Source organism: Planctomycetia bacterium (assembly GCA_021413845.1).
Taxonomy (GTDB): Bacteria; Planctomycetota; Planctomycetia; order Pirellulales; family PNKZ01; genus PNKZ01.
Window position 1 is genome coordinate 23,013 of the sequence record JAIOPP010000012.1, and the last position, 23,576, is coordinate 46,588.

At 60.3% G+C, this 23,576-nt stretch carries 25 protein-coding genes and 1 pseudogene; 8 read left to right on the top strand and 18 right to left on the bottom strand.

All coding sequences use genetic code 11. The features are described from left to right. Positions 1–197: 197 nt before the first annotated feature. Positions 198–1,124 (top strand): aldo/keto reductase, encoded by a 927-nt coding sequence (locus K8U03_02655; GenBank protein MCE9603784.1) that lies wholly within the window; start codon positions 198–200, stop codon positions 1,122–1,124. A gap of 6 nt (positions 1,125–1,130) precedes the next feature. Here the strand turns inward: K8U03_02655 and K8U03_02660 are convergent, their stop codons facing one another. From K8U03_02660 to K8U03_02670, 3 genes are read right to left on the bottom strand one after another with little or no spacing between them, the layout of a single operon-like run. Next, positions 1,131–1,973 (bottom strand): sugar phosphate isomerase/epimerase, encoded by an 843-nt coding sequence (locus tag K8U03_02660; protein ID MCE9603785.1) that lies wholly within the window; start codon positions 1,971–1,973, stop codon positions 1,131–1,133. 39 nt (positions 1,974–2,012) lie between these two features. After that, positions 2,013–2,957 carry a UbiA family prenyltransferase gene (locus K8U03_02665; GenBank protein MCE9603786.1) on the bottom strand — a complete coding sequence of 315 codons (945 nt, stop codon included), beginning with the start codon at positions 2,955–2,957 and terminating at the stop codon, positions 2,013–2,015. Positions 2,958–3,000: 43 nt separating this feature from the next. Further along, entirely contained in the window at positions 3,001–3,864 is an 864-nt protein-coding gene (locus K8U03_02670) for a sugar phosphate isomerase/epimerase (GenBank protein MCE9603787.1), read from the bottom strand. A gap of 112 nt (positions 3,865–3,976) precedes the next feature. On the opposite strand from K8U03_02670, the gene K8U03_02675 reads away from it, so the two are divergent. Next, entirely contained in the window at positions 3,977–4,627 is a 651-nt protein-coding gene (locus K8U03_02675; GenBank protein MCE9603788.1) for a hypothetical protein, read from the top strand. Between the two features lie 75 nt (positions 4,628–4,702). Here the strand turns inward: K8U03_02675 and K8U03_02680 are convergent, their stop codons facing one another. The 4 genes from K8U03_02680 to K8U03_02695 all read right to left on the bottom strand — a co-directional run bounded on the left by K8U03_02680 (position 4,703) and on the right by K8U03_02695 (position 8,206). Next, positions 4,703–5,290 carry an oxidoreductase gene (locus K8U03_02680; protein MCE9603789.1) on the bottom strand — a complete coding sequence of 196 codons (588 nt, stop codon included), beginning with the start codon at positions 5,288–5,290 and terminating at the stop codon, positions 4,703–4,705. 109 nt (positions 5,291–5,399) lie between these two features. Beyond that, complete coding sequence (locus K8U03_02685; GenBank protein MCE9603790.1) at positions 5,400–6,308, bottom strand: ABC-2 family transporter protein; 909 nt, start codon at positions 6,306–6,308, stop codon at positions 5,400–5,402. Continuing rightward, complete coding sequence (locus K8U03_02690; GenBank protein MCE9603791.1) at positions 6,298–7,167, bottom strand: ABC-2 family transporter protein; 870 nt, start codon at positions 7,165–7,167, stop codon at positions 6,298–6,300. The genes K8U03_02685 and K8U03_02690 overlap by 11 nt, the downstream gene beginning before the upstream one ends. Next, the gene (locus tag K8U03_02695) at positions 7,160–8,206 is read right to left on the bottom strand and encodes an ABC transporter ATP-binding protein (GenBank protein MCE9603792.1); all 1,047 of its coding nucleotides are present in this window, start codon (positions 8,204–8,206) and stop codon (positions 7,160–7,162) included. The genes K8U03_02690 and K8U03_02695 overlap by 8 nt, the downstream gene beginning before the upstream one ends. Before the next feature lie 119 nt (positions 8,207–8,325). Here K8U03_02695 and ispF point away from each other — a divergent pair, with 119 nt between their 5' ends. The 6 genes from ispF to K8U03_02725 all read left to right on the top strand — a co-directional run bounded on the left by ispF (position 8,326) and on the right by K8U03_02725 (position 13,752). Then, complete coding sequence (ispF, locus tag K8U03_02700; GenBank protein ID MCE9603793.1) at positions 8,326–8,940, top strand: 2-C-methyl-D-erythritol 2,4-cyclodiphosphate synthase; 615 nt, start codon at positions 8,326–8,328, stop codon at positions 8,938–8,940. Positions 8,941–8,974: 34 nt separating this feature from the next. Then, entirely contained in the window at positions 8,975–10,630 is a 1,656-nt protein-coding gene (cysS, locus tag K8U03_02705; GenBank protein MCE9603794.1) for a cysteine--tRNA ligase, read from the top strand. A 94-nt stretch (positions 10,631–10,724) separates the two neighbouring features. After that, the gene (gene ruvC / locus K8U03_02710) at positions 10,725–11,249 is read left to right on the top strand and encodes a crossover junction endodeoxyribonuclease RuvC (GenBank protein MCE9603795.1); all 525 of its coding nucleotides are present in this window, start codon (positions 10,725–10,727) and stop codon (positions 11,247–11,249) included. Then, positions 11,246–11,866: a Holliday junction DNA helicase RuvA gene (locus K8U03_02715; GenBank protein ID MCE9603796.1), complete on the top strand. Its 621-nt coding sequence runs from the start codon at positions 11,246–11,248 to the stop codon at positions 11,864–11,866. Before ruvC ends, K8U03_02715 begins: the two co-directional genes overlap by 4 nt. Before the next feature lie 293 nt (positions 11,867–12,159). Continuing rightward, entirely contained in the window at positions 12,160–13,182 is a 1,023-nt protein-coding gene (gene ruvB, locus K8U03_02720; GenBank protein MCE9603797.1) for a Holliday junction branch migration DNA helicase RuvB, read from the top strand. Positions 13,183–13,380: 198 nt separating this feature from the next. Then, entirely contained in the window at positions 13,381–13,752 is a 372-nt protein-coding gene (locus tag K8U03_02725) for an STAS domain-containing protein (GenBank protein MCE9603798.1), read from the top strand. 69 nt (positions 13,753–13,821) lie between these two features. Here K8U03_02725 and K8U03_02730 read toward each other — a convergent pair whose 3' ends face one another. From K8U03_02730 to gcvH, 11 genes and pseudogenes are all read right to left on the bottom strand, one after another. Further along, on the bottom strand, positions 13,822–14,037 hold the full coding sequence (locus K8U03_02730; protein ID MCE9603799.1) for a BON domain-containing protein: 216 nt from the start codon (positions 14,035–14,037) through the stop codon (positions 13,822–13,824). Positions 14,038–14,399: 362 nt separating this feature from the next. Then, the gene (gene serA / locus K8U03_02735) at positions 14,400–16,049 is read right to left on the bottom strand and encodes a phosphoglycerate dehydrogenase (protein ID MCE9603800.1); all 1,650 of its coding nucleotides are present in this window, start codon (positions 16,047–16,049) and stop codon (positions 14,400–14,402) included. Between the two features lie 223 nt (positions 16,050–16,272). Further along, entirely contained in the window at positions 16,273–16,893 is a 621-nt protein-coding gene (locus K8U03_02740; protein MCE9603801.1) for a tetratricopeptide repeat protein, read from the bottom strand. A gap of 526 nt (positions 16,894–17,419) precedes the next feature. Beyond that, positions 17,420–17,695, bottom strand: a pseudogene (locus tag K8U03_02745) (hypothetical protein). 302 nt (positions 17,696–17,997) lie between these two features. Further along, a complete protein-coding gene (locus K8U03_02750; protein MCE9603802.1) occupies positions 17,998–18,252 on the bottom strand; it encodes a hypothetical protein in 255 nt (84 codons plus the stop codon). A 167-nt stretch (positions 18,253–18,419) separates the two neighbouring features. After that, positions 18,420–18,632, bottom strand: a complete 213-nt coding sequence (locus tag K8U03_02755) for a hypothetical protein (protein MCE9603803.1) — start codon at positions 18,630–18,632, stop codon at positions 18,420–18,422. Between the two features lie 98 nt (positions 18,633–18,730). Beyond that, complete coding sequence (locus tag K8U03_02760; GenBank protein MCE9603804.1) at positions 18,731–19,348, bottom strand: FHA domain-containing protein; 618 nt, start codon at positions 19,346–19,348, stop codon at positions 18,731–18,733. A 99-nt stretch (positions 19,349–19,447) separates the two neighbouring features. Next, complete coding sequence (locus K8U03_02765; GenBank protein MCE9603805.1) at positions 19,448–20,221, bottom strand: lipoate--protein ligase; 774 nt, start codon at positions 20,219–20,221, stop codon at positions 19,448–19,450. Then, complete coding sequence (gene gcvPB, locus K8U03_02770; GenBank protein MCE9603806.1) at positions 20,209–21,675, bottom strand: aminomethyl-transferring glycine dehydrogenase subunit GcvPB; 1,467 nt, start codon at positions 21,673–21,675, stop codon at positions 20,209–20,211. Before gcvPB ends, K8U03_02765 begins: the two co-directional genes overlap by 13 nt. Beyond that, positions 21,668–23,074 (bottom strand): aminomethyl-transferring glycine dehydrogenase subunit GcvPA, encoded by a 1,407-nt coding sequence (gene gcvPA, locus K8U03_02775; GenBank protein ID MCE9603807.1) that lies wholly within the window; start codon positions 23,072–23,074, stop codon positions 21,668–21,670. The genes gcvPB and gcvPA overlap by 8 nt, the downstream gene beginning before the upstream one ends. A 53-nt stretch (positions 23,075–23,127) precedes the next feature. Then, positions 23,128–23,520, bottom strand: coding sequence for a glycine cleavage system protein GcvH (gene gcvH, locus K8U03_02780; protein ID MCE9603808.1), 393 nt, complete (start codon positions 23,518–23,520; stop codon positions 23,128–23,130). Positions 23,521–23,576 lie beyond the last annotated feature (56 nt).

A 23,576-nucleotide genomic window follows, 5' to 3' on the forward strand; every position in this document is an offset into this window, starting at 1 on the left:
GAACTAGCGATGCCTCGGCGGTCTCCGGATCGCCGAGGCATTTTTGTTGCCTTGATTAAGAAGCGATCGTCGCGCGGTGAGGGACTTGCCGCGAGCCTGCGGCGACGAAGCTCTGGTATAATCTCGCTAGCTTGTTGCCTCTTCGTACGTCTCCAACCGTGAGTGTTTCGATGTCGTCTCCTTTGCATCCCGTCGCCATGCCGACGAACCCCATCGGTCCTAGCTCGCTGAGCTCGAGTCGACTTGCATACGGCTGTTGGCGGCTTGCCGAAACCGAGAGCCGGGCCGAAGAAGTCGGTCGTCCCGCGCTGATCGCGGCGGTCGAGGCAGGCTACACGTTGTTCGACCATGCCGATATCTATTGCGCGGGTCGTAGCGAATCGTTATTCGGGCGATTGCTTCGCGACATGCCGGGCCTGCGCGAGCGCATCACGATCGCGACGAAGTGCGGCATCCGTCCTGCCGGTATGCCGAATGCCGACGCTCCCTATCGCTACGACGCATCGGCCGAGCATATCGTGGGGTCGTGCGAAGGTTCGTTGCGGAGGCTCGGCATCGAGACGATCGACATCTATCAACTTCATCGGCCCGACTATCTGATGCATCCGGAAGAGGTCGCCGCGGCTTTCGATCGGCTACGCTCGGCTGGGAAGGTACGCGAGTTCGGCGTGAGCAATTTCCGGCCGTCGCAAGTCTCGGTGCTGAAGAAAGCGTTGCCGTTTCCGCTGATCGTGCAGCAGATCGAAATCAGCTTGGCCTGTCTCACGCCGCTCGAAGACGGAACGCTCGACCAATGTCTCGTCGAACGCCTGACGCCGCTCGCATGGAGCCCTCTCGGGGGAGGTTTGCTCGGCGGCGGATCGCATAAGTTGTTGCCTGCTCAAGAGGCCTACGAAGTCGAAGCGGTCAATATAGCGCTCGACGCAACCGCGCGCGAACTCGGTTGCTCGCGCGCCGTCGTCGCACTCGCGTGGCTGTTGAAGCATCCGGCCGGAATCGTGCCGATCGTCGGCAGTACGGATCCCGTCCGGATTCGTGAAGCGGCTTGGACGCCTAACGTCGAGCTCACGCGCGATCAATGGTATCGGCTGTTCGCGGCGGCTCGACCTTCGCGCTTGCCGTAAAAACGCTTAGCGCCGCAACTGCGCAAGCTTATCGCTGAGAAACGAAAACGCTTGCGCGGCGGCGTTCGGGCCGTCGTGGCTATGTCGACTCAACTCGACATACACCCCGCCGGCGTACCCGATCCGCAGCAGCGCTTTCAGCACCGGGAAGAAGTCGATCTCCCCTTCGCCGAACATGAGATGTTCGTGAACATCGGCCCGCATGTCTTCGATGTGGATGTTGACGATCTGTGCGCCGCGCGATTCGATCTGCGCGGCGATCGGCGTTTCCCCCTGACAATGCAAGTGGCCGATGTCGAGCGTCAGTCGTAGTCGTGGGTGGTCGACGTTGCGCAATAGTTCGTCGTACCGCGCCAGCGTATCGATGAACATGCCGGGTTCCGGCTCGAAGCCGATGGTTATTTGCTTCGCTTCGGCGTAGTCGAGTACTTCGCGGAGCCCGCCGGTTAAGCGCCGCATCGCCGTGGCATCGTCGACGCCGTCGCGCAGGATGCCCGACCAAAGCGAGACGCAATCGCTGCCGAGTTCCGCAGCCGCATCGATGCAATGTTTGTAGAATTCGACCCGTTCGGCTCGCCCGTCCGGCTCGCTGGTCATCAACGTCGGTTCGTGCTTCTTACGTGCATCGAGCAAGTAGCGTGCCCCGGTTTCGACCACCGAGCGCATGCCGAACTGCTCCAACGTGCGGCGCATTTGTTTGATGCGCGACTGCACATGTCCGCCGTAAGGGTTCAGCAGTCCATGATCGATGGTGAGCCCGACGCTCCGATAACCGAGTTCGGCGAGTAGCTCGACCGCCTGATACGGGTCGTGATGAGCAAGGCCGTTCGTGTTGTAGCCGAGGAGCATGGAGAAATTCGCAGAGCGCGAGGTTGTGCGACCGACGAATCAGGTCGAATAAATGACTTGCCCGAGCAGATGCATCGGCAGCAAAAAGGCGACGATGACGATTGCGAACGGCACCGGATGATGGGTCGCAGTGATGATCGCCGCGTCGAAGATGACGATCGCGAAGATCGCCTGCTTGACCGCAAACTGCACCAGCAGCGGTGATGGATCAACGATCGCCGGCACACAACGCCGCACCGTGAAGAAGCCGAAGAGGCCCCACATGATGGGCCAAAGCCAAGTCCCCAAGATTTGCGGCAACGGTTGTGCCGCTTCGGGCAAGTCGGCGGTCGCCCAACGCGGGAAGTAACCAAGCAAGCCGATGCCGCAAAGCATCAAGATCATGCCGCAAAGCAGCGCGAGGCGCCGGCTCGCATGCTGCGCTTCGGTGCGAGCGAAGAGCGTCACGCCAACGATGTAGATGCCTACTCCGGCCGCGACGAGCCAGTGCATCGGGTGCCATTGAAACGGCCCGATCGAGGCGAGACTCAGGCCGAGGAGAATGTTGAGGAAGCGGCAAAAGCCCATGCCGAGCGGCGCGAGCGGGGTGCGCTTGAGCGGGCCGTCGTACAGCACGACCGCCGCGCCGAGCATCGTGGCGACGATGCCGGGAGTGAGCGTGTGGCGCAATACCGAGACGAGCCATCCGAGGGCGATGCCGCCGACGAGAAGCGTGGCGCCGATGCGCTTGGCGGCCGTCAGTGAGATACGACCGGAAGGGATCGGCCGTTGCGGGCGTTCGCTCGTGTCTTGCGCGACGTCGAAGACGTCGTTGAGCACCATGCCCGCGAGATACAGCAGCGACGACGAACCGACGAGCAGCGCAAACGCGGGCCAATCGCCGAGGTCTTGATGCGTGAGCAAGTAGGCCGCGAAGATATTCGAGACGGCCGTGAAGACGTTCGGAAATCGCGTGAGTTGCAGCAGCGTCTTCAGATCGGGCATTGGATTTCGGGCGCAGAAGAATAGTGGAGGCCGAGATTCACGCTTACTTCTCGAACACGATGCCGATCTTCTTCGCTAGGGTTTGCAGGAAGTCGTAGGCCTCGCGCGCCGCCGAGTCGGGGTCTTCGATATAGGGATAGAGCTCGACCGTGATGTAGCCGTCGTAGCCGGTCGCTTGAATCGCGAGCAGAGTCGCTTCGAAGTCGATCGCACCGCGGCCGGGAACCAAGTGGGCATGGACGCGCGTCGGGGCGATGTCTTCGAAGTGGTAATGTTTGGTATGCGGCGCCATCCGCGCGACCCAGTCTTGTGGATCTTCGCCGACGCAGTAGGCGTGGCCGATATCGAAGTTCAGCCCGACGAACGGCGATTGAATCTTTTCCATGAACTTCAAATACTGGTCGAACTTTTCGATGAGCAGGCCCGGCTCCGGTTCGATCAACAGGCCGACTTGATACTTCTCCGCCACTTCGACGCAAGGCATGAACTCGTCGTAGAAGATCTTCGCGGCGTCTTCCCACGATTGACCGACTTCGAGCGGGCCACCCGGCTCGGTCTGCAAGTTCTTCGCGCCGATCTCGGCCGCGAGTTGCAACGCGCGCTTGGTGTGTTCGCGACGAATCGCTCGGTAGTTCGGATCGGGCTCGATCCACGACGGATGCCAATACGGCTGCCGCGGGTCGTTCACGGCGTTCATCATGAAGCCGTTGACGTTCGAGACGCGCAGCCCATGCTTCGCGAGGGAATCGGTAATCGATTTCCGTCGCTCCGGCAGTAGGTTCACCGGCCAAGCATGGGGAACATCGGCGAGAACTTCGAGGCCGGCATAGCCGATGCGGGCGATCCGATCGATCGTTTCTTCGATCGAGAACTTCATGTAGGCGTTGGAACTAAAGGCGAGTTTCATCGGCGGCATCTAGGCGAGGTGTTTGCGAGTGGAGGCAAGTCGCTTAGTATAATCCAGCTTCCGCCGAGACGAAACCACGCGCGCATACCGCTTTTGGGTCGAGGACCGCCGCTTGCTTAAGAACGAACGACGGATTCCGCCGTGGGTGAAGATCGTGTATTCGTCGTTCGTCGCGCTCTTGGTGCCGATCTATTGGATCGACTACGGCCCGACCAATTTCTTGTACTTTTGCGACGTCGCACTCTTGCTGACCGTGCATGCGCTGTGGGCCGAGAGCCGGCCGACGGCATCGATTGCGCTGGTCGGGATCTTGGTGCCGCAGACGGTCTGGATCGTCGACTTCCTCGCCCATTGCTTCGGGCTCACGTTAGTCGGCGCGACGGAATATATGTTCGATCGCGGCATTCCGCTCTTCACGCGGTTTCTATCGTTCTTCCACTTCTGGCTACCGCTGTTCTTGCTCTACGTCGTCGGGCGATTGGGCTACGATCGGCGAGCGCTCCGGTGGTGTACGCTCGGCGGCTGGCTGATCTTGCTGGTCAGCTACTTTCTTTTGCCGGCCCCTCCGGCACCAGTCGACAATCCGAACTTGCCGGTGAACGTCAACTATGTCTATGGGATGAGCGACAAGGCTTCGCAAACGGCGATGGCTCCGTCGGCGTACTTAGCACTGTTGATGTGTCTGCTGCCGATCGTCGCGTATGTGCCGGCGCATTTGATCTTGAAGCGATGGTTTGAAAAGCACACCGCTCCGATGGCTTGAGACCGCGAAATCGCAAGCGCTTGCGGTTTCGCGGAAGATTCATTCCGACGTTTTGCGCAATGACGCGAAAGCTTCCTACTCTTTGAATACGACGTCGATCGCGATGCCGGCCGCGAGCAAGAGGGCAGCCATCGCCGGATTCGTGCCGAGATCCTCGGCGATCTTGATGTGATAGGTGTCGGCCGAGGTGAACATTTCCTTCATCAGCCCTCCCCACTGTTTATCGACCGTGCCGAGTTCGCGACCCTCCGGCGTGAGGAACTTGAAGTTGAAGCCTTTCCAATTCCCCTTCACTTCGGAGATGAGATTGTCGCTCGCATCGTAAACGAAGAAGCCGCCGTTGAACGAAAACAGCTTGCCTCGGAAGTAGCCGATGTTGCGCCCGTCGGCATCGATGACCGATACTTTCGGGCGCAGGAACGAAAAGCCTCGCTTCAACGTGAGCAACACCGGCAAGTCGTCTTGCTCGCGGAACTCTACCGTAGTCGGCAAAAATCGCTTCTGCTTGTTCAGTAGAAATCGGAATGCGCGTGCGAGCCCACCGATGTTCTCCGTCGCCACGCCGACTTGTCGGCCGGTGTCGGCGTCGAAGATGTCGAAGTGATCGGTCAGCTTGAAAACGCCGACGTGTTCTTTCACGGCGTAAGAGCGGCAGTGGAACATGGGAGGAAGGAGTCGGGGGTCAGAGGGCGGGGATCAGTTAAGAGGCGTCGTTTAGATTAACACATCTCGATAGCCGCTGGTGAATACCTGCGGCCGTTTCGCTTTGCGTTCAGCTACTCGCACTACGATAGCTTGCAAGCGCCTTATAAAACAGCTTGCGCGATCCCCAAAGGCTCACCGCCGTCGCTAAGACGGCGAACGCCGCAAGTCGCCAATCTTGCTCGGCAAACGGCCGTGCCAGCAGCCGAGCCGGGACGTTCACGACCAGCAGAATCGGCACGGCGAACGTGAAGACTTGCCGGAGCGGAGTGCCGACCGGGCCGTTGTAGATCTCCATCGGGTAGCGCGAGAAGTTGGTGATGTAAAACCAAAAGTCGTACAAACTCTCGTTCCGCCCGAGCCACACGCTGATCGATCCGAGCGCGATCATGAGACTGTAAAACAACGCAGCGCCGCAGCCGATGAAGAGGACGTACAGTGCGAATTGCGCGACGTTCGGCCGGAAGTCGAGCTTCGCCAAGGCAACTCCCAGCAGAGCGAACGCGAACACGAAGTTCGCCAGCGACGACCATTCGATCTTGCGGAGCGAAATCAAAAACTGCGTGTCGATCGGTTTCAAAAGCGCGAAGTCGAGGTTGCCGGTGCGGATCAGCTCGCTGAACTCACTCATGTTCGGCATGAAGAATGCTTGCACTAAGCTATTGATGAACAGCGTCGTCGCGAGGAAGACGAAGAACGGCCACTTCGTCCAACCGGTTTGATCGCCGATCTGGCCGTTGTCGCCGACCTGATAAAAGATCAGCAGATAGAAGCCGAGTTGCATGAAGACCCAAGAGAGGGACGAAATGCAATCGATGATGAAGTTCCAGCGAAACGTCATATCGCGCACAAGGCTATTACGCGCAAACTCAAGCAACACGGCCCCATACCGCGGCCGTTCGGCCTTCGGCTGTCTCCCTTCTCCCCTCTGACCACTGACCACTGACCACCGACCACTGTCTTCCATCTTACCCTCCATATCCGCTATAGCGCCGCAAGCCGAGCTTGTAGCCGACGCGCGAGGTCGTGATGAAAAACAGAATCCAAAGCGCTTCGATGACGAGCCCGTACGCGAGCGCGGCTCCTTGCACCTTGCCGAGAAACACGGCCGCCGGGAAGTACGCCAAGTATTGCAACGGTTGCGCCGTCATGATCTGCCCCCAAATGCCGGGCATGATCGTCAGCGGAAACATATGACCGGAGAAGAAGAAGTTGAAGAGCATGTAGACGAACAGGATCGAGCTGACTTCGAGAAACCAAAAGCCGATCATGCCGAGCGTGGCTTCCAGGAAGAAGCCGAGCACGAACGCCATCAAGAGCGAAAGCGCGAACGCCGCTAAAGTCAAAGGATCGGGCCAGCCGGTGAAATAGCCGCGAAACACATAGAACATCAACGCAAACGGACCGGTTGCGACGGCGTAATAAACGAGCTTGTGCGCAATGCGCGAAAGCAAGAGAAATGTCAGCAAGTCGATCGGTTGGATCAGATACTTCTTGATCTCGCCGGTGCGGACTTGCGTGGCGATGTACGACGCCAGGCCCGGCATGCTGGAGAACGCGCGAGCGACGTACGTGAGCAAGTAGTACGCGATGAAGTCGTTGCGAGTGTAGTCGCCGATGCGCATCGGGTTGCCCGCCCCGGCGAAAACGGCGGTCCAAAGAAACGTCTGCGTGACGATCGGCAAGAAGCGCATGAGGGTGCCGAGCGCGAAGTCGCCCCGATAGACGAGCCGCTCTTCGATGCAGATGCGGAGGATCGTCCAGTAGGTGCCGAGCGCGTGCGGCAGCAATCCGCGCGTGCGGCCGGCATGTGGTAACGTCGAAGCTTCGTTAGCCATCTTCGCGCCCCGCATCTCCACCTTGGGCAGCCGCGGCGGCACGCACTTCCGGAGGCAGTTGCTCGGTGACTTGCGTAAACATCTCGGCGATCACTTCTTCCAGCGGCGGATCTTCGACCGAAACGTCGGTCACGACATGGTCGTTCAGCACTTCGGCCAGCATAGCGGCGACCCCCGGCCGATCGACTCGAATCTTCACCTTCGGCGCTTGCGCTTCGACGAGCGTGCCGAATCGCTCGAGCTGTGCGGGCACGATGTCGTCGGCGAAGGCGAGCGTCACCATCTTATGGCCGCTGAACTTGTCGACGATGCCGGCCAGCGAGCCGTCGTACATGATCGTGCCTTGCGCGATGACGACGACGCGCCGGCATAGCGCCGCGACGTCTTTCATGTAGTGGCTCGTCAGCAAGATCGTGATCTTGCGCACCTCTTGATAGTGTCGTAAGAACGCTTGAATGTTGTGCTGCGCAACGACATCGAGGCCGATCGTCGGTTCGTCGAGAAAGAGGACCTCGGGCGAATGCAACAGCGCCGCGATGAGCTCCATCTTCATTCGTTCGCCGAGCGAAAGTTCGCGCACGGGCCGGCCGAGCAGTTGCCGCACCGTGAGCAACTCGGTGAGCTCGTCGCGGCTCCGGTCGAACTCCGTCGGATCGATGCGGTAGATCTGCTGATGGAGCCGAAAAGATTCTTGCGCCGGCAGATCCCACCAGAGTTGATTCTTCTGGCCCATCACGAGCGCGAACCGCCGACGGTACGCATTCTCGCGCTTCCAGGGGACGTATCCCATCACGCGCGCCGTACCGGACGAAGGATGGATGACGCCGGAAAGGAGCTTGAGGGTCGTGGTCTTGCCGGCACCGTTGGGGCCGAGAAAAGCGACGAACTCACCGTGGTCGACCTTCAGGTCGATGCCGCGCACCGCTTCGACATTACGATACGTCCGGTTAAACAAACCTCGGATCGAAGCTCCGAGCCCTTCTTTCTTTTGGTAAACACGGTACGACTTCGTCAGACCTTCGATTTCGATGACGGACATCGGCCCCCCGCGGCGCGGCAGGAAAGAAACGAACGCGCGAACCCGACGTCCGCGAACCTGAAAGCGACCGGCCGGCGTCGTTATATCACAGCACCGGCCGCGCGGCCTATGCCCCGGCGATGGACGTGCCGGCGTTGTGGGATTCGGCAGGTTCCGTTAAAATTTCGCCGCCGGCAGTAGAAGTCGACGTCGCCACGGAGGAGTCGTCGAAGGCCGCCAGTCGATCGCGCACACGGAGGACTCGTACCACGCTCGCCGTCAGAATCGGGATCGGACACGATACCCATCGCCTAGCACCGGGTCTGCCGCTGAAGATCGGCGGCATCGAGATCCCGTTCGAGCTTGGATTGGTCGGACATAGCGACGCCGATGTGTTGCTGCATGCCGTCACCGATGCGTTGCTCGGCGCGGCTTCGCTCGGCGATATCGGCGAGATGTTCTCCGATCGGGCACCCGAGAACCGTGGGCGCGACTCGGGCGAGATGCTTCGCTTGGCCGTTGAGCGGGTCACCGCAGCCGGCTACCAAGTGGTCAACGTCGATTGCATCGTGTTTGCGCAGTTGCCGAAGTTGTCGCCATATAAAGATGCGATCCGGCGACGGATCGGCGAACTGATCGGAGTCGGGCCGGAGTGCGTCGGCGTGAAAGCGAAGACGGGCGAGCATGTCGGTCCGGTCGGTCGGCAAGAAGCGATCGTGGCCGAGTGCGTGGCGCTGATTGAAAAAACAAATTAGAAACTAGAAACCAGAACTCTGACCCCTGACCAATATGGCAACAACTTCGGCCGCGAAACCGTCGACTTCGTCTCCTGCCGCTCAATTTCCGATGCGCGTTTACAACACGTTGTCGAAGGTGAAAGAGCCGTTCGAGACGCTTGTGCCCGGCAAGGTGGGCATTTATCTCTGCGGGCCGACGGTTTATAAGCCGAGTCATATCGGCCACATGGTCGGGCCGATCATCTTCGACGCCATCAAACGCTACCTCACCTACGTCGGCTACGACGTCACCTGGGTCGTCAACATCACCGACGTCGATGACAAGCTCATCGTCGAGGCGGGGAAGCGGGGCCTGACGATGGCCGCGGTCGCCGAAGAGATGACGGCCGACTACAACCGCAACCTCGCCGCGATGGGGATCGACACGATCAATCATTTCCCCAAAGCGACGGCGCACATGAACGAGATCATCGACTTCACGAAGAAGTTGATCGAGCGCGGCTTCGCTTATGCTTCGGATGGCGATGTGTTTTTCGACGTCGGCAAGGATCGGGAATACGGCAAGCTCAGCGGCCGCTCGGTCGAAGCGATGCAAGGCGAAGGAGGAGGCGCGGCGGATCGAAAGAAGTCGAGCGCCGATTTTGCCTTATGGAAAGGTGCGAAGCCGGGCGAACCTTCGTGGGACAGTCCTTGGGGCAAAGGCCGGCCGGGCTGGCACATCGAGTGCTCGGCGATGGCCGGCAAGATCCTCGGGGAATCGTTCGACATCCACGGCGGCGGGCTCGACCTCGTGTTTCCGCATCACGAAAACGAAGTCGCACAGAGCGAATGCTGCCATGGCAAGCCGCTCGCGAAATACTGGCTTCACAACGGCCTGATGCAAGCCTCGGGCGAGGCGGATAAAGTCGGCGGCGGCGGACGCGATCGACTTACCGCGCCGACCGCGCAAGCCACGAGCGCGCCGGGCTCCGGAGTTCCGCTGACGGCCGAACAGGCCCAGCAAGAAGCCGGGAAGATCGGCAAGAGCAAGGGTGCGCAAGCCTTCTCCGAACTGCTTAAGAAATTCGCCGGCGAAACGATTCGGTTCTTCATCTTGTCGACCCACTATCGCCGACCGATCGAGTTCGGCGACGAGCGGATTCAAGAAGTCGAAAAGGGATTGGAGACGTTCTATCGGTTCTTCGATCGATATCAACGCATCACCGGCGACGACTTCTACACGCTCGCCGCACCGGCGAAGCGCACCGACGGCGAGTTTACGCCCGGCGTCGACGAGACGGAGAAAGCGATCCATGAGCATCGCCGCAAGTTCCTCGAATCGATGGACGACGACTTCAACACCGGCGGCGCGATCGGCGATTTGTACGAACTCGTGCGGCTGTTGAATCGCTACAGCGACGTCGAGAAGTTGGAGTCGACGGGCAAGACCGACGCCGCGAAGGTCGCCGTCTTGAAGCGCGGAGCCACGGTGATGCGCGAACTGGCGAACACCGTCGGTCTATTCCGCGAGAAGGTCGTGAAGCCGGGGAGCGAAGGGGCCAACGACGAACTCGTCGGCAAGCTCATGGCGCTCTTTATCGAAGTGCGCGCCGACGCGCGGAAGAACAAGAACTTCGCCACCGCAGACGGCATTCGCAAAGGCCTCACCGCGATCGGCGTCGTACTCGAAGATCGACCGGACGGAACCCTTTGGACGCTGCAGAAGTAAACGCGATGTTATCGTGTTGCCCCGGGGTATGCACCCCGGGCTATTGAACGGACTCTGAAACTGACCACCGACCACTGACTACCGACCACTGCTCATGCCTTCCGTGCTCGGTATCGATCCTGGTTTGAACATTACCGGTTATGCCGTGCTGGAAGCGGCGGCGGGTGGGCCGATCGTGCGGGAGGCCGGCGTCGTGCGCGGTAAGACGAAGGATTCGCTCACGGCTCGGCTGCATGAAATTCATACCGGCGTGGCCGAGGTCATCGAGGCGTTCAAGCCGTCGGTCGTCGCGATCGAGCAGTTGTACTCGCACTACGAACGGCCGCGCACCGCGATTTTGATGGGACACGCGCGAGGCGTGATTTGCCTTGCCGCGACGATGGTCGGAATTCCCGTCGTCCACTACAGCGCCACGCAAGTGAAGAAGTTGCTCACCGGCAATGGGCACGCATCGAAGGTGCAAGTGCAGCATGCCGTGAAGTTCGAACTCAAGCTCGCGACGCTGCCCGAGCCTTCGGACGTAAGCGATGCGCTGGCGATCGCCCTATGTCATTATTATTTGAACCGTGAATGGGCCGCCTTGGCCCGGCATGCTCCGCAAGTACGAAAGACTTCATGATCACGAAGATTACCGGCAAGATCGTCGCGTTGGCGCAAGATGAGCTGACCCTCGCCGTCGACTCGTATGAGCGTGAGATTCTCGTCTCCGAGTTCACGCGCCGCTCGTTGCAAAGTCGCCTCGGCGAGACGATCAGCCTGCATACGATCGAGTATCTCGACGGCAATCCGATGCAAGGCCGGCTCACGCCTCGCATGATTGGGTTTATCAACGTCGTCGAGCGCGAGTTCTTCGATCTGTTTTGCTCGGTCGACGGGGTCGGCGTGAAGAAGGCGCTCCGAGCGATGATCCGCCCGGTCAGCGAAGTCGCCGCGGCGATCGAAGATCAAGATGCGAAAGTCTTGTCGTCGCTGCCGGGCGTCGGGCCTGCGCTCGCCGAGCGCATCATTGCGAAACTCCGCCGCAAGGTTCCGAAGTTCGCGCTGCTCGTCGCGCGCGATGTGCCCGGCGAAATCGAAGGGAAGCGCGACGTCATCAGCGAGACGTTCGAAGTCCTCTGCGGCCTCGGACACTCCGAGAGCGAAGCCCGGCGCTTGGTCGACGGCGTCATCGGCACCAAAAAGAAGTTCACCGACGTGCAGGAACTGCTGCAGATTATTTACGACAAAAGCAAGTAAGAGGTCAGGGGTCGGAGGTCAGGGATCAGAGCAAACATTGCCTCCGTTCAATAGCCCCGCGTGGATACGCGGGGACCCTCAACGTAGCAGGCACGTTCCACGTGCCGTCCGCCACCTGCGTCGTTCTGCTAATTGCACAGTTCGGCGATGGAGTCGTGCCGCGATGCCCGAAGTCTTCCGTGGTTACGGCACGTGGAACGTGCCTACTACTTTGATGATCCTCGCTGGACGTTTGTGCACGTTCCGCGTAAAACTTACTTCGTTGTTTCATCACTCGTTCAGTCGTTTTCGCTATGGTTCGTGAACCGATCGTCAGTACGCCGTCGGAATTGCCCGAAGACGAAGATCGCGCGCTTCGACCGCAGCGGATTCGCGATATGGTCGGGCAAGGCGAAGTGACGGCTCGACTCGATATCGCTCTGGATGCCGCGCGGAAGCGCGAAGAGACGCTCGGCCACATGCTCTTCGACGGCCCTCCCGGCCTCGGCAAGACGACCCTCGCGATGGCGATTCCTCGCGAGATGGGGGTCAGCGTGCAGATCGCGAGCGGCGCGGCCTTGCAAGCGCCGAAGGATCTCATTCCCTATCTGACGAATGCCGAGGCGAATTCCGTGATCTTCATCGATGAGATTCATCGGCTGCCGAAGATCGTCGAGGAGTTTCTGTATCCGGCGATGGAAGACTTTCGGATCGATATCACGCTCGGCGACGGCGTGAATGCCCGCACGTTGAACATGCAACTGAAGCCGTTCACGTTGATCGGTGCCACGACCCGCGCCGGCATGATCTCGGCTCCGCTGCGCGACCGGTTCGTGATGCGCGAGCATCTGGAGTTTTACACGGTCGACGAACTCGCCGAGATCGTCCGCCGCAATGCCCGGAAGCTCGGCACCGAGATCGCCGATGAAGCGTGCCGCGAGATTGCGACCCGCAGCCGGAGCACTCCCCGGCTGGCGAACAATCGCCTCCGTTGGGTGCGCGACTATGCGACGAGCAAGTCCGACGGTCGCGTGACGTTGCCGCTGGCCGACGCTGCGCTGAAGATGCAAGGAATCGATGTACTTGGTCTCGATGGTCAAGATCGCAAATACTTAGAGACGATCATTCGCACCTTCAACGGCGGGCCGGTCGGCGTCGAGGCCGTAGCCCATACGATGAATCTGCCCCCGGATACGCTCGTCGACGAGGTCGAGCCGTTTCTATTACGGGCGGGCTTGGTAATCCGCACTCCGCGCGGCCGGCGCGTCACTTCGGCCTGTTACGACCATCTCGGCCTCGCGATGCCCGAGGATTTCGGGCAATCGCAGCTATTTTAAGCTGCGAATCGGCCGTGGATACGTTGTCGATAGGATTGTGAGCGTTCGCTACGGACTTGGTCAATTTTCGCTCATCATTGCCGGCATTCCTCGCAGTTTGTTGCCAACTTTGCCTGCGAGCGTATGATAATCGGCTGGCGAATCGGAGCACGCTGCTAGGCGGCGCGGGGCTTAACCGTGGAGGCGGATATGGTCGTTATGTCGGCAGGATGGGTTCTCGATGTCGAACGTGGGCCCGATTGGCTCATCGTCACGCTGCATTGCGACCACGACAACGAATGGGATTGTCCCCCGCTCGCGGAAACGATCTGGAGTTTGCTCCAGCAGCACTTCACCTATCGGGCCGTGCTCGATCTAAGCCAGATCCCGTTGTTGCATTCGGCGATCGTCGGGCAACTCGTCTATCTCCAGAAGCGCGTTTGCACGCATGACGGCGTACTGCGCATCTGCGGACTCAGCGAACGCAATCACGATGTACTCCGCAGTTGCCGCCTCGACGGCTTCTTGCCGCATTATCTAGATCGCAGCGATGCCGTGACGGGAAGTGCCGCACCGTCGAAGCCGCGGTAGGCGCAACAAAAACGGGGACATCACTGTCCCCGTTCATCTTCGGAAAATTCGTTTACGCGCGATCGAACTCTACTTCCAATGAACTTGGAGATGGTTCTCGATCGTCTCTACGCCGTCGACTTTGCGCAAGGCTTCCTGCGCCATTTGCTTTTGATAGTACGAGTCGACCGTGCCGCGCACGATCAGTTTGCCGGCTCGGGCTTCGAGCTTGAAATGGCGACGGCTTAGGTGAGGGCTCGTGGCGAGTGCCGACTGTGCGCGATCGACCAATTGGGAATCGACCATAGTGTCGAGACCTTCCGCAGAAAGGGGCGGGCCCGGGAGGTGCGACGCGGGGCGGCCGGGGACGGCGCCGAGGAGCGCGTCGCGCATCGGCCATAGGTATCTACACCACAATTACGCGCGCAGTCGACATTCTGTGGAACTACCCGTGAACGGCGCGGATGCGCCGGCGGAGCGAAGCGATCGTAGCGAATTTGCCGAATGCGCGCTCCGTCAAAGTAGCAGGCACGTTCCACGTGCCGTCCGCCACTTGGGCCGTTCGGCCGCATGCAAAGTTCGCCACTTGAATCGCTCGGCGATGGGCTCAGGCCGCGATGCCCGAAGTCTTCCGTGGTTACGGCACGTGGAACGTGCCTACTACTTTATTAGCCTGCGCTCGTTCCTTGCAGCCAGCTCGGCAGATGTCCGGCGGGAGGAAGTTGGATTACTCGGACGCTCGTAATGGCCGGCAGCGCGGCGACTTCCTTCAGCGCCGCTTCGTTCGGCGGGCTGTCGAGGTTGAGGATGCCGACCGCTTCCCCGCCCGGCGTTTCGCGACCGACCGTCATCTGGCCGATGTTCACGCCGTGGCGCCCGAACACCATGCCGACGGAGCCGATGATGCCCGGCAGATCTTTATGCTTGAAGATGAATAGCACGCCGTCGAGGTACGACTCGAGCCGGAAGTCGCCGAGTTGGACGAGTCGGGCCATTCCCTGGCCGAACACGGTGGCGGCGACTTTGGAAGTGCCGTCTTCGGTCGTCAGTTCCGCGATGATCACGGAGCTGAACGCTCCCATGTCGGTGCGGGTTTGTTCGAGGAGTTCGATGCCGCGCTCTTTGAGTAGCACGTCGGCATTGACGATGTTGGCTTGGTTGTCCATCGCATGCTCGAGCAAGCCGGCAGCGAAGGCCGACGTGATGAGCTTCGTTTCCTTCGCGGCGACGTCGCCCCGATAGGTGAGCTTGCAGGCTTTGGCCGGTTTATCGACCATTTGCGCGAGCAAGATGCCGAGCCGATAGCCGAGGTTCAGGTAATCGCGCACCGCGTCGAGCTTCGCCGGATCGATCGTCGACATATTCACCGCGCAGCGGATTGCGCCGGTCGTGAGATAGTCGATCAGCAAATGACAGCCTTCGACGGCAACTTGCGTTTGCGCCTCTTCGGTGCTTGCGCCGAGATGCGGCGTGCAGAGAACGCCCGGCATGCCGAACAGCGGATGTTGCTTGCACGGCTCGGTAACGAAGACGTCGAGCGCGACGCCGGCGATCTGCCCGCTCTTGAGCCCTTCGACGAGCGCATCTTCTTCATAGATGCCGCCGCGGGCACCATTAATAAGCCGCACCCCTTTCTTAAGCAGCGGAAGTTCCTTCTTGCCGATGATCCCCTTGGTTTCATTGCCGCCGGGGGTATGCACCGTGATGTAATCGCAATGGGGGAGCATGTCGGGGACGTTCGTATAGAGCTCGACGCCGAGCTCGGTGGCGCGCTCTTTCGTCATAAACGGATCGTAGCCGAGAATGCGCATCTCAAGGGCGCGGGCCCGCGCGGCGACCGTCAGCCCGATCCGCCCGAGGCCGATGATGCCGATCGTCTTGCCGGCGAGTTGCGTACCCATGTACTTGTTGCGGTCCCAGCGTCCTTCGATCAGGCTTTGGTAGGCGGGAGCGATGTTGCGCGAGAGGGCCAGCATCAGTGCGATCGCGTGCTCGGCCGTGCTGATCGTGTTGCCGGCCGGCGTGTTCATCACGACGATGCCGAGACGTTTCGCGGCGACGCTGTCGATGTTGTCCGTGCCGACTCCCGCTCGGACGATCGCTTTGAGCCGCGTATTGCCGGCGAGCGCTTCCGCTGTGATCTTCACGCCGCTCCGGATGATCGCGCCGTCGAACTCGTTGAGCGCTTTGCGGAGTTCCTCTCCCTTGAGCCCAGTGCCGTCGGCGGCGAAGCGAACTTCATATTCGATGCCGGGTGCGTTCTTGAGGATCTCAAGGCCTTCGTCGGCCAACTTGTCGAGGACGATAATGCGCGGCATAGCGTTTACGATTTTAGGAGTTAAAGGAAGACGCGACGAATGCCGGAAAGCGTTCGCAAGCGTGCGACCGACGAAGGGCTGTCGGCCATGTTAGGCGAAACCCGAAGGATAGAGACCCACCGGAAAAGGGTCAAGGACGGTGCGACTCGCCGGGCGGAAATAGGCCGTGATTTCGGTCTTTCCGTGGCGATGCGGCCTCGCCGTTCGCAGGGGACAATCGCTACTAACGGACCGGATTGACCGGAGTCGTTACCGTGCGAGTGCCGTCGGGCGTGAAGGTTTGCATGCTCGCGTTGACGCTCGTGCGGAGCGAAGCGACTCGGGCCGCGACCTCGGGCTGCGATGCATTACGGAACAACGAACGTTGATAGTTCGCCAGGGCTTGCGTCATGTTCCCTTCCGACTCTTGCAACCGGCCGAGCGCGGCCAGCGCACGTGGATCGTAGGCGTCGATCGCGAGCGCCTGCTGCAAGTAGTCTTTCGCCCCTTGCTTATCGCCGAATTCTTCGCGGAGGCGAGCTAGCTCTACCTTAGCGCCTGCGTTCGTCGGATTCTGCGCATACCAACCTTCGAGCAGCTTCTGCGCTTTATCAGGCTGATTTTTGTCGACGAGCAATACGGCCAGCGCGCGGTAAGCATCTTGGTTGTTCGGATCGTAGTCGAGCGCTTTATTGTAAAGCGCTTCGGCCTGATTGAATTCGGTAGGGCTACGATTGACTTTGCCGACCTGATGGTACGCCGCCGCGAGATTGTAATACGCGTCGGAGTTCGTCGGGCTCTGTTGAATCGCCTGCTGAAACATAACGGCCGATTGTTGATACTGGCCGTTCTGAAAGAGTTGCACACCCTTAGCGTTCTTCCCTTGCGCCGTGTACTGGCAGCCGCTCAGGGCGCCTGCGCAAAGCAATGCCCAGCAAAGGCCCGAAAGAGGATGTGCTGCGCCTTTCGACGCAACCGCGCGTGGCGGCCTTGCGCATGTGCGGCAAGCGGCGGATGGTGTGCCCGGGCGAGTCATGGCAAGCCGGCCTTGGAAGAAGAAAGGCGATATGAAATGAGAGAATGCGGTTTGGGGCGGGAGATTAGCGAGAACTCCCGACGCCGACAAGAGCATTCCGACTGCCGGCAGAGCGTGCGTCGGCCGATCGAAAAGAGGGGCGCGCATCAGCACGGTACGGCATGATGCGAGCGGGGCTTTCTGCGCAAAAAACCGAGCGGCGTCGGAAGAAAATCCGTCGCCGCTCGGTTCGTATTGTCGTTTGGATATCGATCGCCGGAAAGCTTCGGCGCGATTATTCGGCGTCGTCGTCGCTCGGGATGCCGGCGACGTCGGGAGCGGCTTCCGGATTCAAAACCGGCAGCGCCGAGAGAGGCTTCACGTAGCCGAGGCCGCGAATCACTTCCAAGATTTCGCTGCAGGTCGGGAACATCCGGCCGTTCTTCCGTTTGTATTGGTCAAGGGCGTTCATGAACGCCACTTCGTCGTCGGAGTAATCTCGTTCGCAGGTGGTCGGGTCGATCTGACGGCGGCGGCTCACTTTTTCGCGGCGCTCGCCGGTGCGGCGCTCTACGGCGACCGGAGCAGATTGCTTACGGCGGTCGGCGCTCTTGCGGCGGCCGTCTTCTTGGTGCTGGTCAAGTAGGGCAATCGATTCGACGTTTTTCTTAGCCACGGTTTTTTACCCTTTTGCGATGAATCTTTGGGGAGAAAGATCCGGTTGCGAGTGCCACCTAATGGAGAAGTAGGGGGCTGTGGTAAAATATACACGCCAGTTAAGAGTTGGCGGTCCGAGCGCGAATTATCCCTAGATAAACTTTGCGGGCAACGGATCGTGCAGGTCGTAACGCTTACGCAGGTAATTCCGTTTCCACAGCGCAACCAGCCGCGCAACTCGCTTGCGGTTTCGCCGACGCAGGAATCAAAAAGAAGTCGACGTCCGGCAACGAACGCTCACTCCTGAGCTTCATGCACGATATCGGCGACCTCGCGCGGCGAACAATCTTCGAGCCGCTTGCCGCGGCGCGTGAGTTCTTCATTGATCTTCACGGCCGTCTCTTGCATGCGACCGTGCGTTTCTTCCGAGCCGCCGTAAAGCGTGAAGTTGTCGCCACGGGTCAACCGGGTATGACCATCTTCGTTGTCGAGCCCGACGCCGAGAATTTTCGCCTTAGCAGCGGCGGCGTCTTTCTTTGCTTTCGGTTTCAAAAGAGACCTCGAAATCGTGACGGGCTACCGCGCTGAATCCTCGGCGGTCGATGAACCTTCCCTGATGAATTATTTCGGCAGCGAACGAACGGTCAACATGGGCAAAACTGCGAAAATTCGGACGCAGTCGTTCCCCGTCCCACAATACTTTGAGTCTGAGGCGAAGTCTAAGCGTTCGCGGCTTTCAATACGTCGCGGGCCGTTTGCCGGGCAATTTTAAAGGCCGACGTCAGAATCTGGGCTCGGGCCTCCATTTGATCGGTCGAAAAGCTCCGGGCAGCCGTGTTTTCCGACAAACCGGCGATCGCGATCGTCAGCGGCATGAGATCCAAAAACTCCTTATAGCGACGCTTCAAAGCGTCTTCTTCGGGGGAAGACATGAGATAGCTCCACAACCCCGGGCAGCGACAGCCGGCGGGGCGGCGTTAGAAGTGAACGGAACGGCTGGAAATCGACCACCGTCTATTAGGCGCAGAGTTTATCCGCGACGCAAGTGCCGTTTGAGGGCTTCGGTCGCCGCCGTGCGCGGATCGATCCTGCCTGGGCTGTCAGCTGCCTGTTCTTCCGTCTTGCCCGTCGTCGTAGTGTCGCCGAGCGACATGAAATCAGCCGCCGAGACGATCGTTCGTGCGCCCGGGGATTCTTCCTGAGTGTCGCCGAGCGAGAGGTCGACATCATCCGGGAGGAGCCACTGCGAGACATCGTCGTGATGAACGTCGGTCCTGGTCGCTTGGGCCGTGCGCGAGGCCGCCTCTTCTATGCTATCGACTTTCGGTTTTTTCTTCCCCCCTAAGCTATGCGTAAGCTGCACCTCGAATTCCAAAGGCCCGATCTTCAATCGATCGCCGGTCTGCAATTCGACGGCACGATCGGTGGGAATGCGAATGCCGTTGACCCAGGTGCCGGTCCGGCTATTGAGATCGCGAACCGTCGCTCGGGAATCGGCTTGGGAAATTTCACAATGCCTGCGACTGATGTGCGCGCTCTTCGGCCGCAAGTTGCATTCATCGGCGCGGCCGATAAGAAAAAGCGGCGCGGCAACCGAAAGCTTTTGGCCGGCGCTGCCGCCGACTAAGATTTGTAGTTTGACATCCATAGTTCAAGCCGCATGAAGGGAGCCGAACGATCAAGTTCATCGTAGTCGGCGATCGGGTATGGGTCAAAATACCATAATTCGATGAGGCTCCCATGAGCATCACCTTCGTTTTGTCCAAGCATCGGAGCCGTATTTGTCGGCGGTATGCCGCTCGACGGCCGTAAGCTGCTCGGGCGAATAAGGATCGCAAGCACGCAACGGATAGAGAGTTCGGTTCCAAACGTCGATCCATGCCTCACGCAGCGCAGCACTTGAAAGGGGGGCGTGCGCCAGCTCTGCAATGCCGGGGAGTTCCGGCGCGGCCGATGATCGAGCAAGCAGAATGCTGCCATGCTGCAGCACCGCCCCGCGCCGTCGACGCTGCGCGCTACCGCAGATCTTGGACCCCTCGAGCAGCACGTCTCCCACGGCGCGGCGCTCGAAACAGAGAAACGGCTCCCCGCCGAGTTGCACAAGTGCCTGTTTGTTCAAGACGGCGGAGATTCCGAACCCGGCGAGCGTCGTCAGCAGCGAGCCATGGATCCGGCGATAAAGCGTCTCGGCGTCGGCAGCCAACGGGTGCTTCGTCGGCAGGCTGATCGAGTAAGTGAGCTCCCGATCATGCAAGATCGCCCCGCCGCCGCTCGAGCGCCGCACCAATTGCGTATCCCGACTCGCGACGTGCCCCGTTCGGTCGGCGGCGTTTTGAAAGTAGCCGAGCGAGAGCGTAGCGGGGGACCATTCGTAGAAGCGAAGCGTCGCGATGTCTTGCTCCGCCGCGCGCTCCATAAGCATCTCGTCGATGCCCATGTTCCATGCCCCGGCGGCCGGCGGATCGACGATCAGCTCCAGCGGGTTTAACGTCGGATCGCGGGTCGTAGTCACAGCGGCCAAGAAGTGGTCGGTTGTCGAGCGGCTTTCACTTCATCCGGCCGGCTGATCGGGGTCGTGTGCGGAGCGGAGTGCAGAAGTTCGGCCGGCTCTTCCGTGATGCGCCGCAGCGCATCGGCGAAAGCGTCGAGCGTTTCCTTGCTTTCGGTTTCCGTCGGCTCGATCATCATCGATTCCTTCACCGTGATCGGGAAGTACACCGTCGGTGCGTGGAAACCGTAGTCGAGCAGACGCTTGGCGATATCCATTGCCGACACCCCCTTCTCTGCCTTCATCTTCGCCGCCGTGGCGACGAACTCGTGCATGCAACGATCTCCCTGCCCGACCGGAAAGAGATCCTTAACGCGACTCAACAAGTAGTTCGCATTGAGCACGGCGTTCTCGCTCACTTCGCGCAACCCCTTCGGTCCGTACGAGCGGATGTAGCAATACGCTCGGACGAGTACGCCCGTGTTCCCGAAGAAGCTTCGGACGCGGCCGATCGATTTCGGCCGATCGTAGTCGAGCCGATAGCGCACGCCGTCGAACGCGACGATCGGTGCGGGAAGGAACGGCGCGAGCATCGCCCGAACCGCGATTGGTCCGGCCCCCGGCCCGCCGCCGCCGTGCGGCCCGCTGAAAGTCTTGTGCGGATTGTAGTGCATCATGTCGGCGCCGAAGTCGCCGGGGCGCGCGATCCCGAGAATCGCGTTCATGTTCGCGCCGTCGAGATAGAGCAGCCCGCCGACGGCATGCACCATGTCGGCGATCCGCCGAATGTTCTTCTCGAACATCCCGAGCGTGTTCGGGTTCGTAATCATAAACACGGCCGTTTCGTCGTCGAGCTTCGCGCGCAAGTCTTCGAGGTCGACATAGCCGTCGGACGTGCTTTTCACCGTGACGGCATCGAAGCCCGCGACCGCGGCGCTGGCGGGGTTGGTACCGTGTGCGCTATCGGGCGCGAGCACCTTGCGACGCGGGCGACTCCCTTCACGAGCACTCTGCTCGCGGAAGTAGGCCGCGGCACACATCAGCGCCGTGAGTTCACCATGCGCTCCGGCCGCCGGCTGTAACGAGACGGCGTCGAGGCCTGCGATCTCGGCGAGCATGTGCTGCAACTCGAAGAGCAACTGCAACATCCCTTGCAACGACGATTCCGATTGATACGGATGCAGTTCGAGCATGCCCGGCAACGACGCTAGTCGCTCGTTGCGTTTCGGGTTGTACTTCATCGTACAACTGCCGAGCGGATAGAAGTGCGTGTCGACCGACATATTCAATTGCGAAAGGCAAGTGAAATGACGCACGACATCCGGCTCGGCGACTTCCGGCAATGCCGGAGAGGATGTCGCACGCGCCGGACCAGGCAAGATCTCGTCGAGCGAAACGTAAGGAACGTCGCTCGGCGGCAGCAACGCTCCGCGACGTCCCGGCTGCGAGAGTTCGAACAACGGCATTACGGCGCGGGCATTACGCATGGTCGGCAGTCGTCCCGATCGGAGCGGAGGAACGGTTTACGTCGGTCTTCGACGGGAGGGAGTTGAGCAAGGCGACAAGCCCGTCGATCTCTTCCTTCGTCCGTTTCTCGGTGACGCAAACCAAAAAGCAATCGGCAAGTTCCGGATACCAACGACCGAGCGCGATCCCCGCGAAATAACCTCGCGCTTCGGCCTGAGCTAAGAGAGCTTCGACGTCGTCGGCGACATCGCGGACGACGAACTCCTTGAACGTCGGCGAAGCGAACGGAACGGAGAACCGCGAACCGACGCCGAACGCGCTGCGTGCGTAATGCGCTTTCCGCGCGCAAAGCTCGGCCGTTTCATGCAGCCCTTGCGGACCGAGCAGAGCGAGATAGATCGTCGCACGGAGCGCGAAGAGCCCTTGGTTGGTGCAGATGTTGCTCGTCGCTTTCTCGCGGCGAATGTGTTGCTCGCGCGTTTGCAACGTAAGCACCCAGCAGCGTTTCCCATGGCGATCGACGGTTTGCCCCGCGATTCGGCCCGGCATTCGACGAACGAATTCGTTCTTACAAGCGATGATGCCGAGATAGGGGCCGCCGTAATGGAGCGGATTTCCGAGCGATTGTCCTTCGGCCGTGACGATGTCGGCACCGTAGTCGCCCGGCCGCTTCAACATGCCGAGGCTGATCGGATCGACCGAGACGGCGAACATCGCGCCGGCCGCATGCGCTACGCGTCCGATCGCTTCGACATCTTCCAGGCAGCCGAAGAAGTTCGGCTGCTGCACGAACACGCAGGCGGTCTCGTCGTTGCATGCCGCGGCGACTTCGTCCGCCGATACCGTTCCGCCGGCGGCTCCGACGGTGACGAGTTGTACGTTGAGGCATGCCAAGTACGTTTGCAATGTTTGACGATATTCCGGATGCACGCTTCCGGCGATGACGACGCGCCCTCGCCGGCCGGTCGCTTCGAGGCACATGAGCGCCGCTTCCGTCGCGGCGGTGCCGCCGTCGTAGAGGCTCGCGTTGGCGACATCCATGCCCGTGAGCCGTGTGACGAACGATTGATACTCGAAGGTGACGGTCAGATTTCCCTGGCTCACCTCGGGCTGGTACGGCGTATACGAAGTGAAGAATTCACCGCGTCCGGCGATCGCATCGACCGCGGCCGGGATGAAGTGGTCGTAGCTGCCGCCGCCGAGAAAACAGGGCTTCGCCGAACAAGGAGTGTTCAGCGCCGCGAGCTTCGAGATGTGGGCCGTCAACTCGATCTCGCTCAAGGCCGGCGGAATATCGAGCTCGCGCCCGAGTTGCAGTTCGCGCGGCACCAGTTGATCGAAGAGTTCTTCGAGCGACCCGGCGCCGATCGCAGCCAGCATCGCTCGCCGGTCTTCATCAGTATTGAACAAATAACTCATGCAAGCTCGCTCGAATTTCCCGACCCCCGACGCCCGACCCCCGCCCCCTTCTTCTAGTGCCCTTCTTCGGCACATTGCTTCCGGTACTCGTCGTAACTCATCAAGCCGGCGAAGTGCTGCGACTCGACGTAGGTGATCTTCAACAGCCATCCTTCGCCGTACGGATCGCTCTTTAGCAAGTCGAGATGATCGGAGAGTTCCGCATGCACGGCGGTCACCTCGCCGTCGACAGGGCTATAGAGATCGCTCACCGCTTTGACGGATTCGATCTCGCCGAACGGGCTGCCGAGCTTCAGCTTCGTTCCCACTTTCGGCAACTCGACGTAAACCAAATCGGTGAGGGCTTCGAGCGCGAACGCCGAGATTCCCACGGTCGCCGTTTGCGTCGTGCCGTCGAGATGGACCCACTCGTGAGTCTTGCTGAATTTGAGATCTTCGGGTCGCATAAAGGTCCGTCGTGTTTGCGAGAGGAGATGGAAGAGTTCACATCGAAACGTGCAAG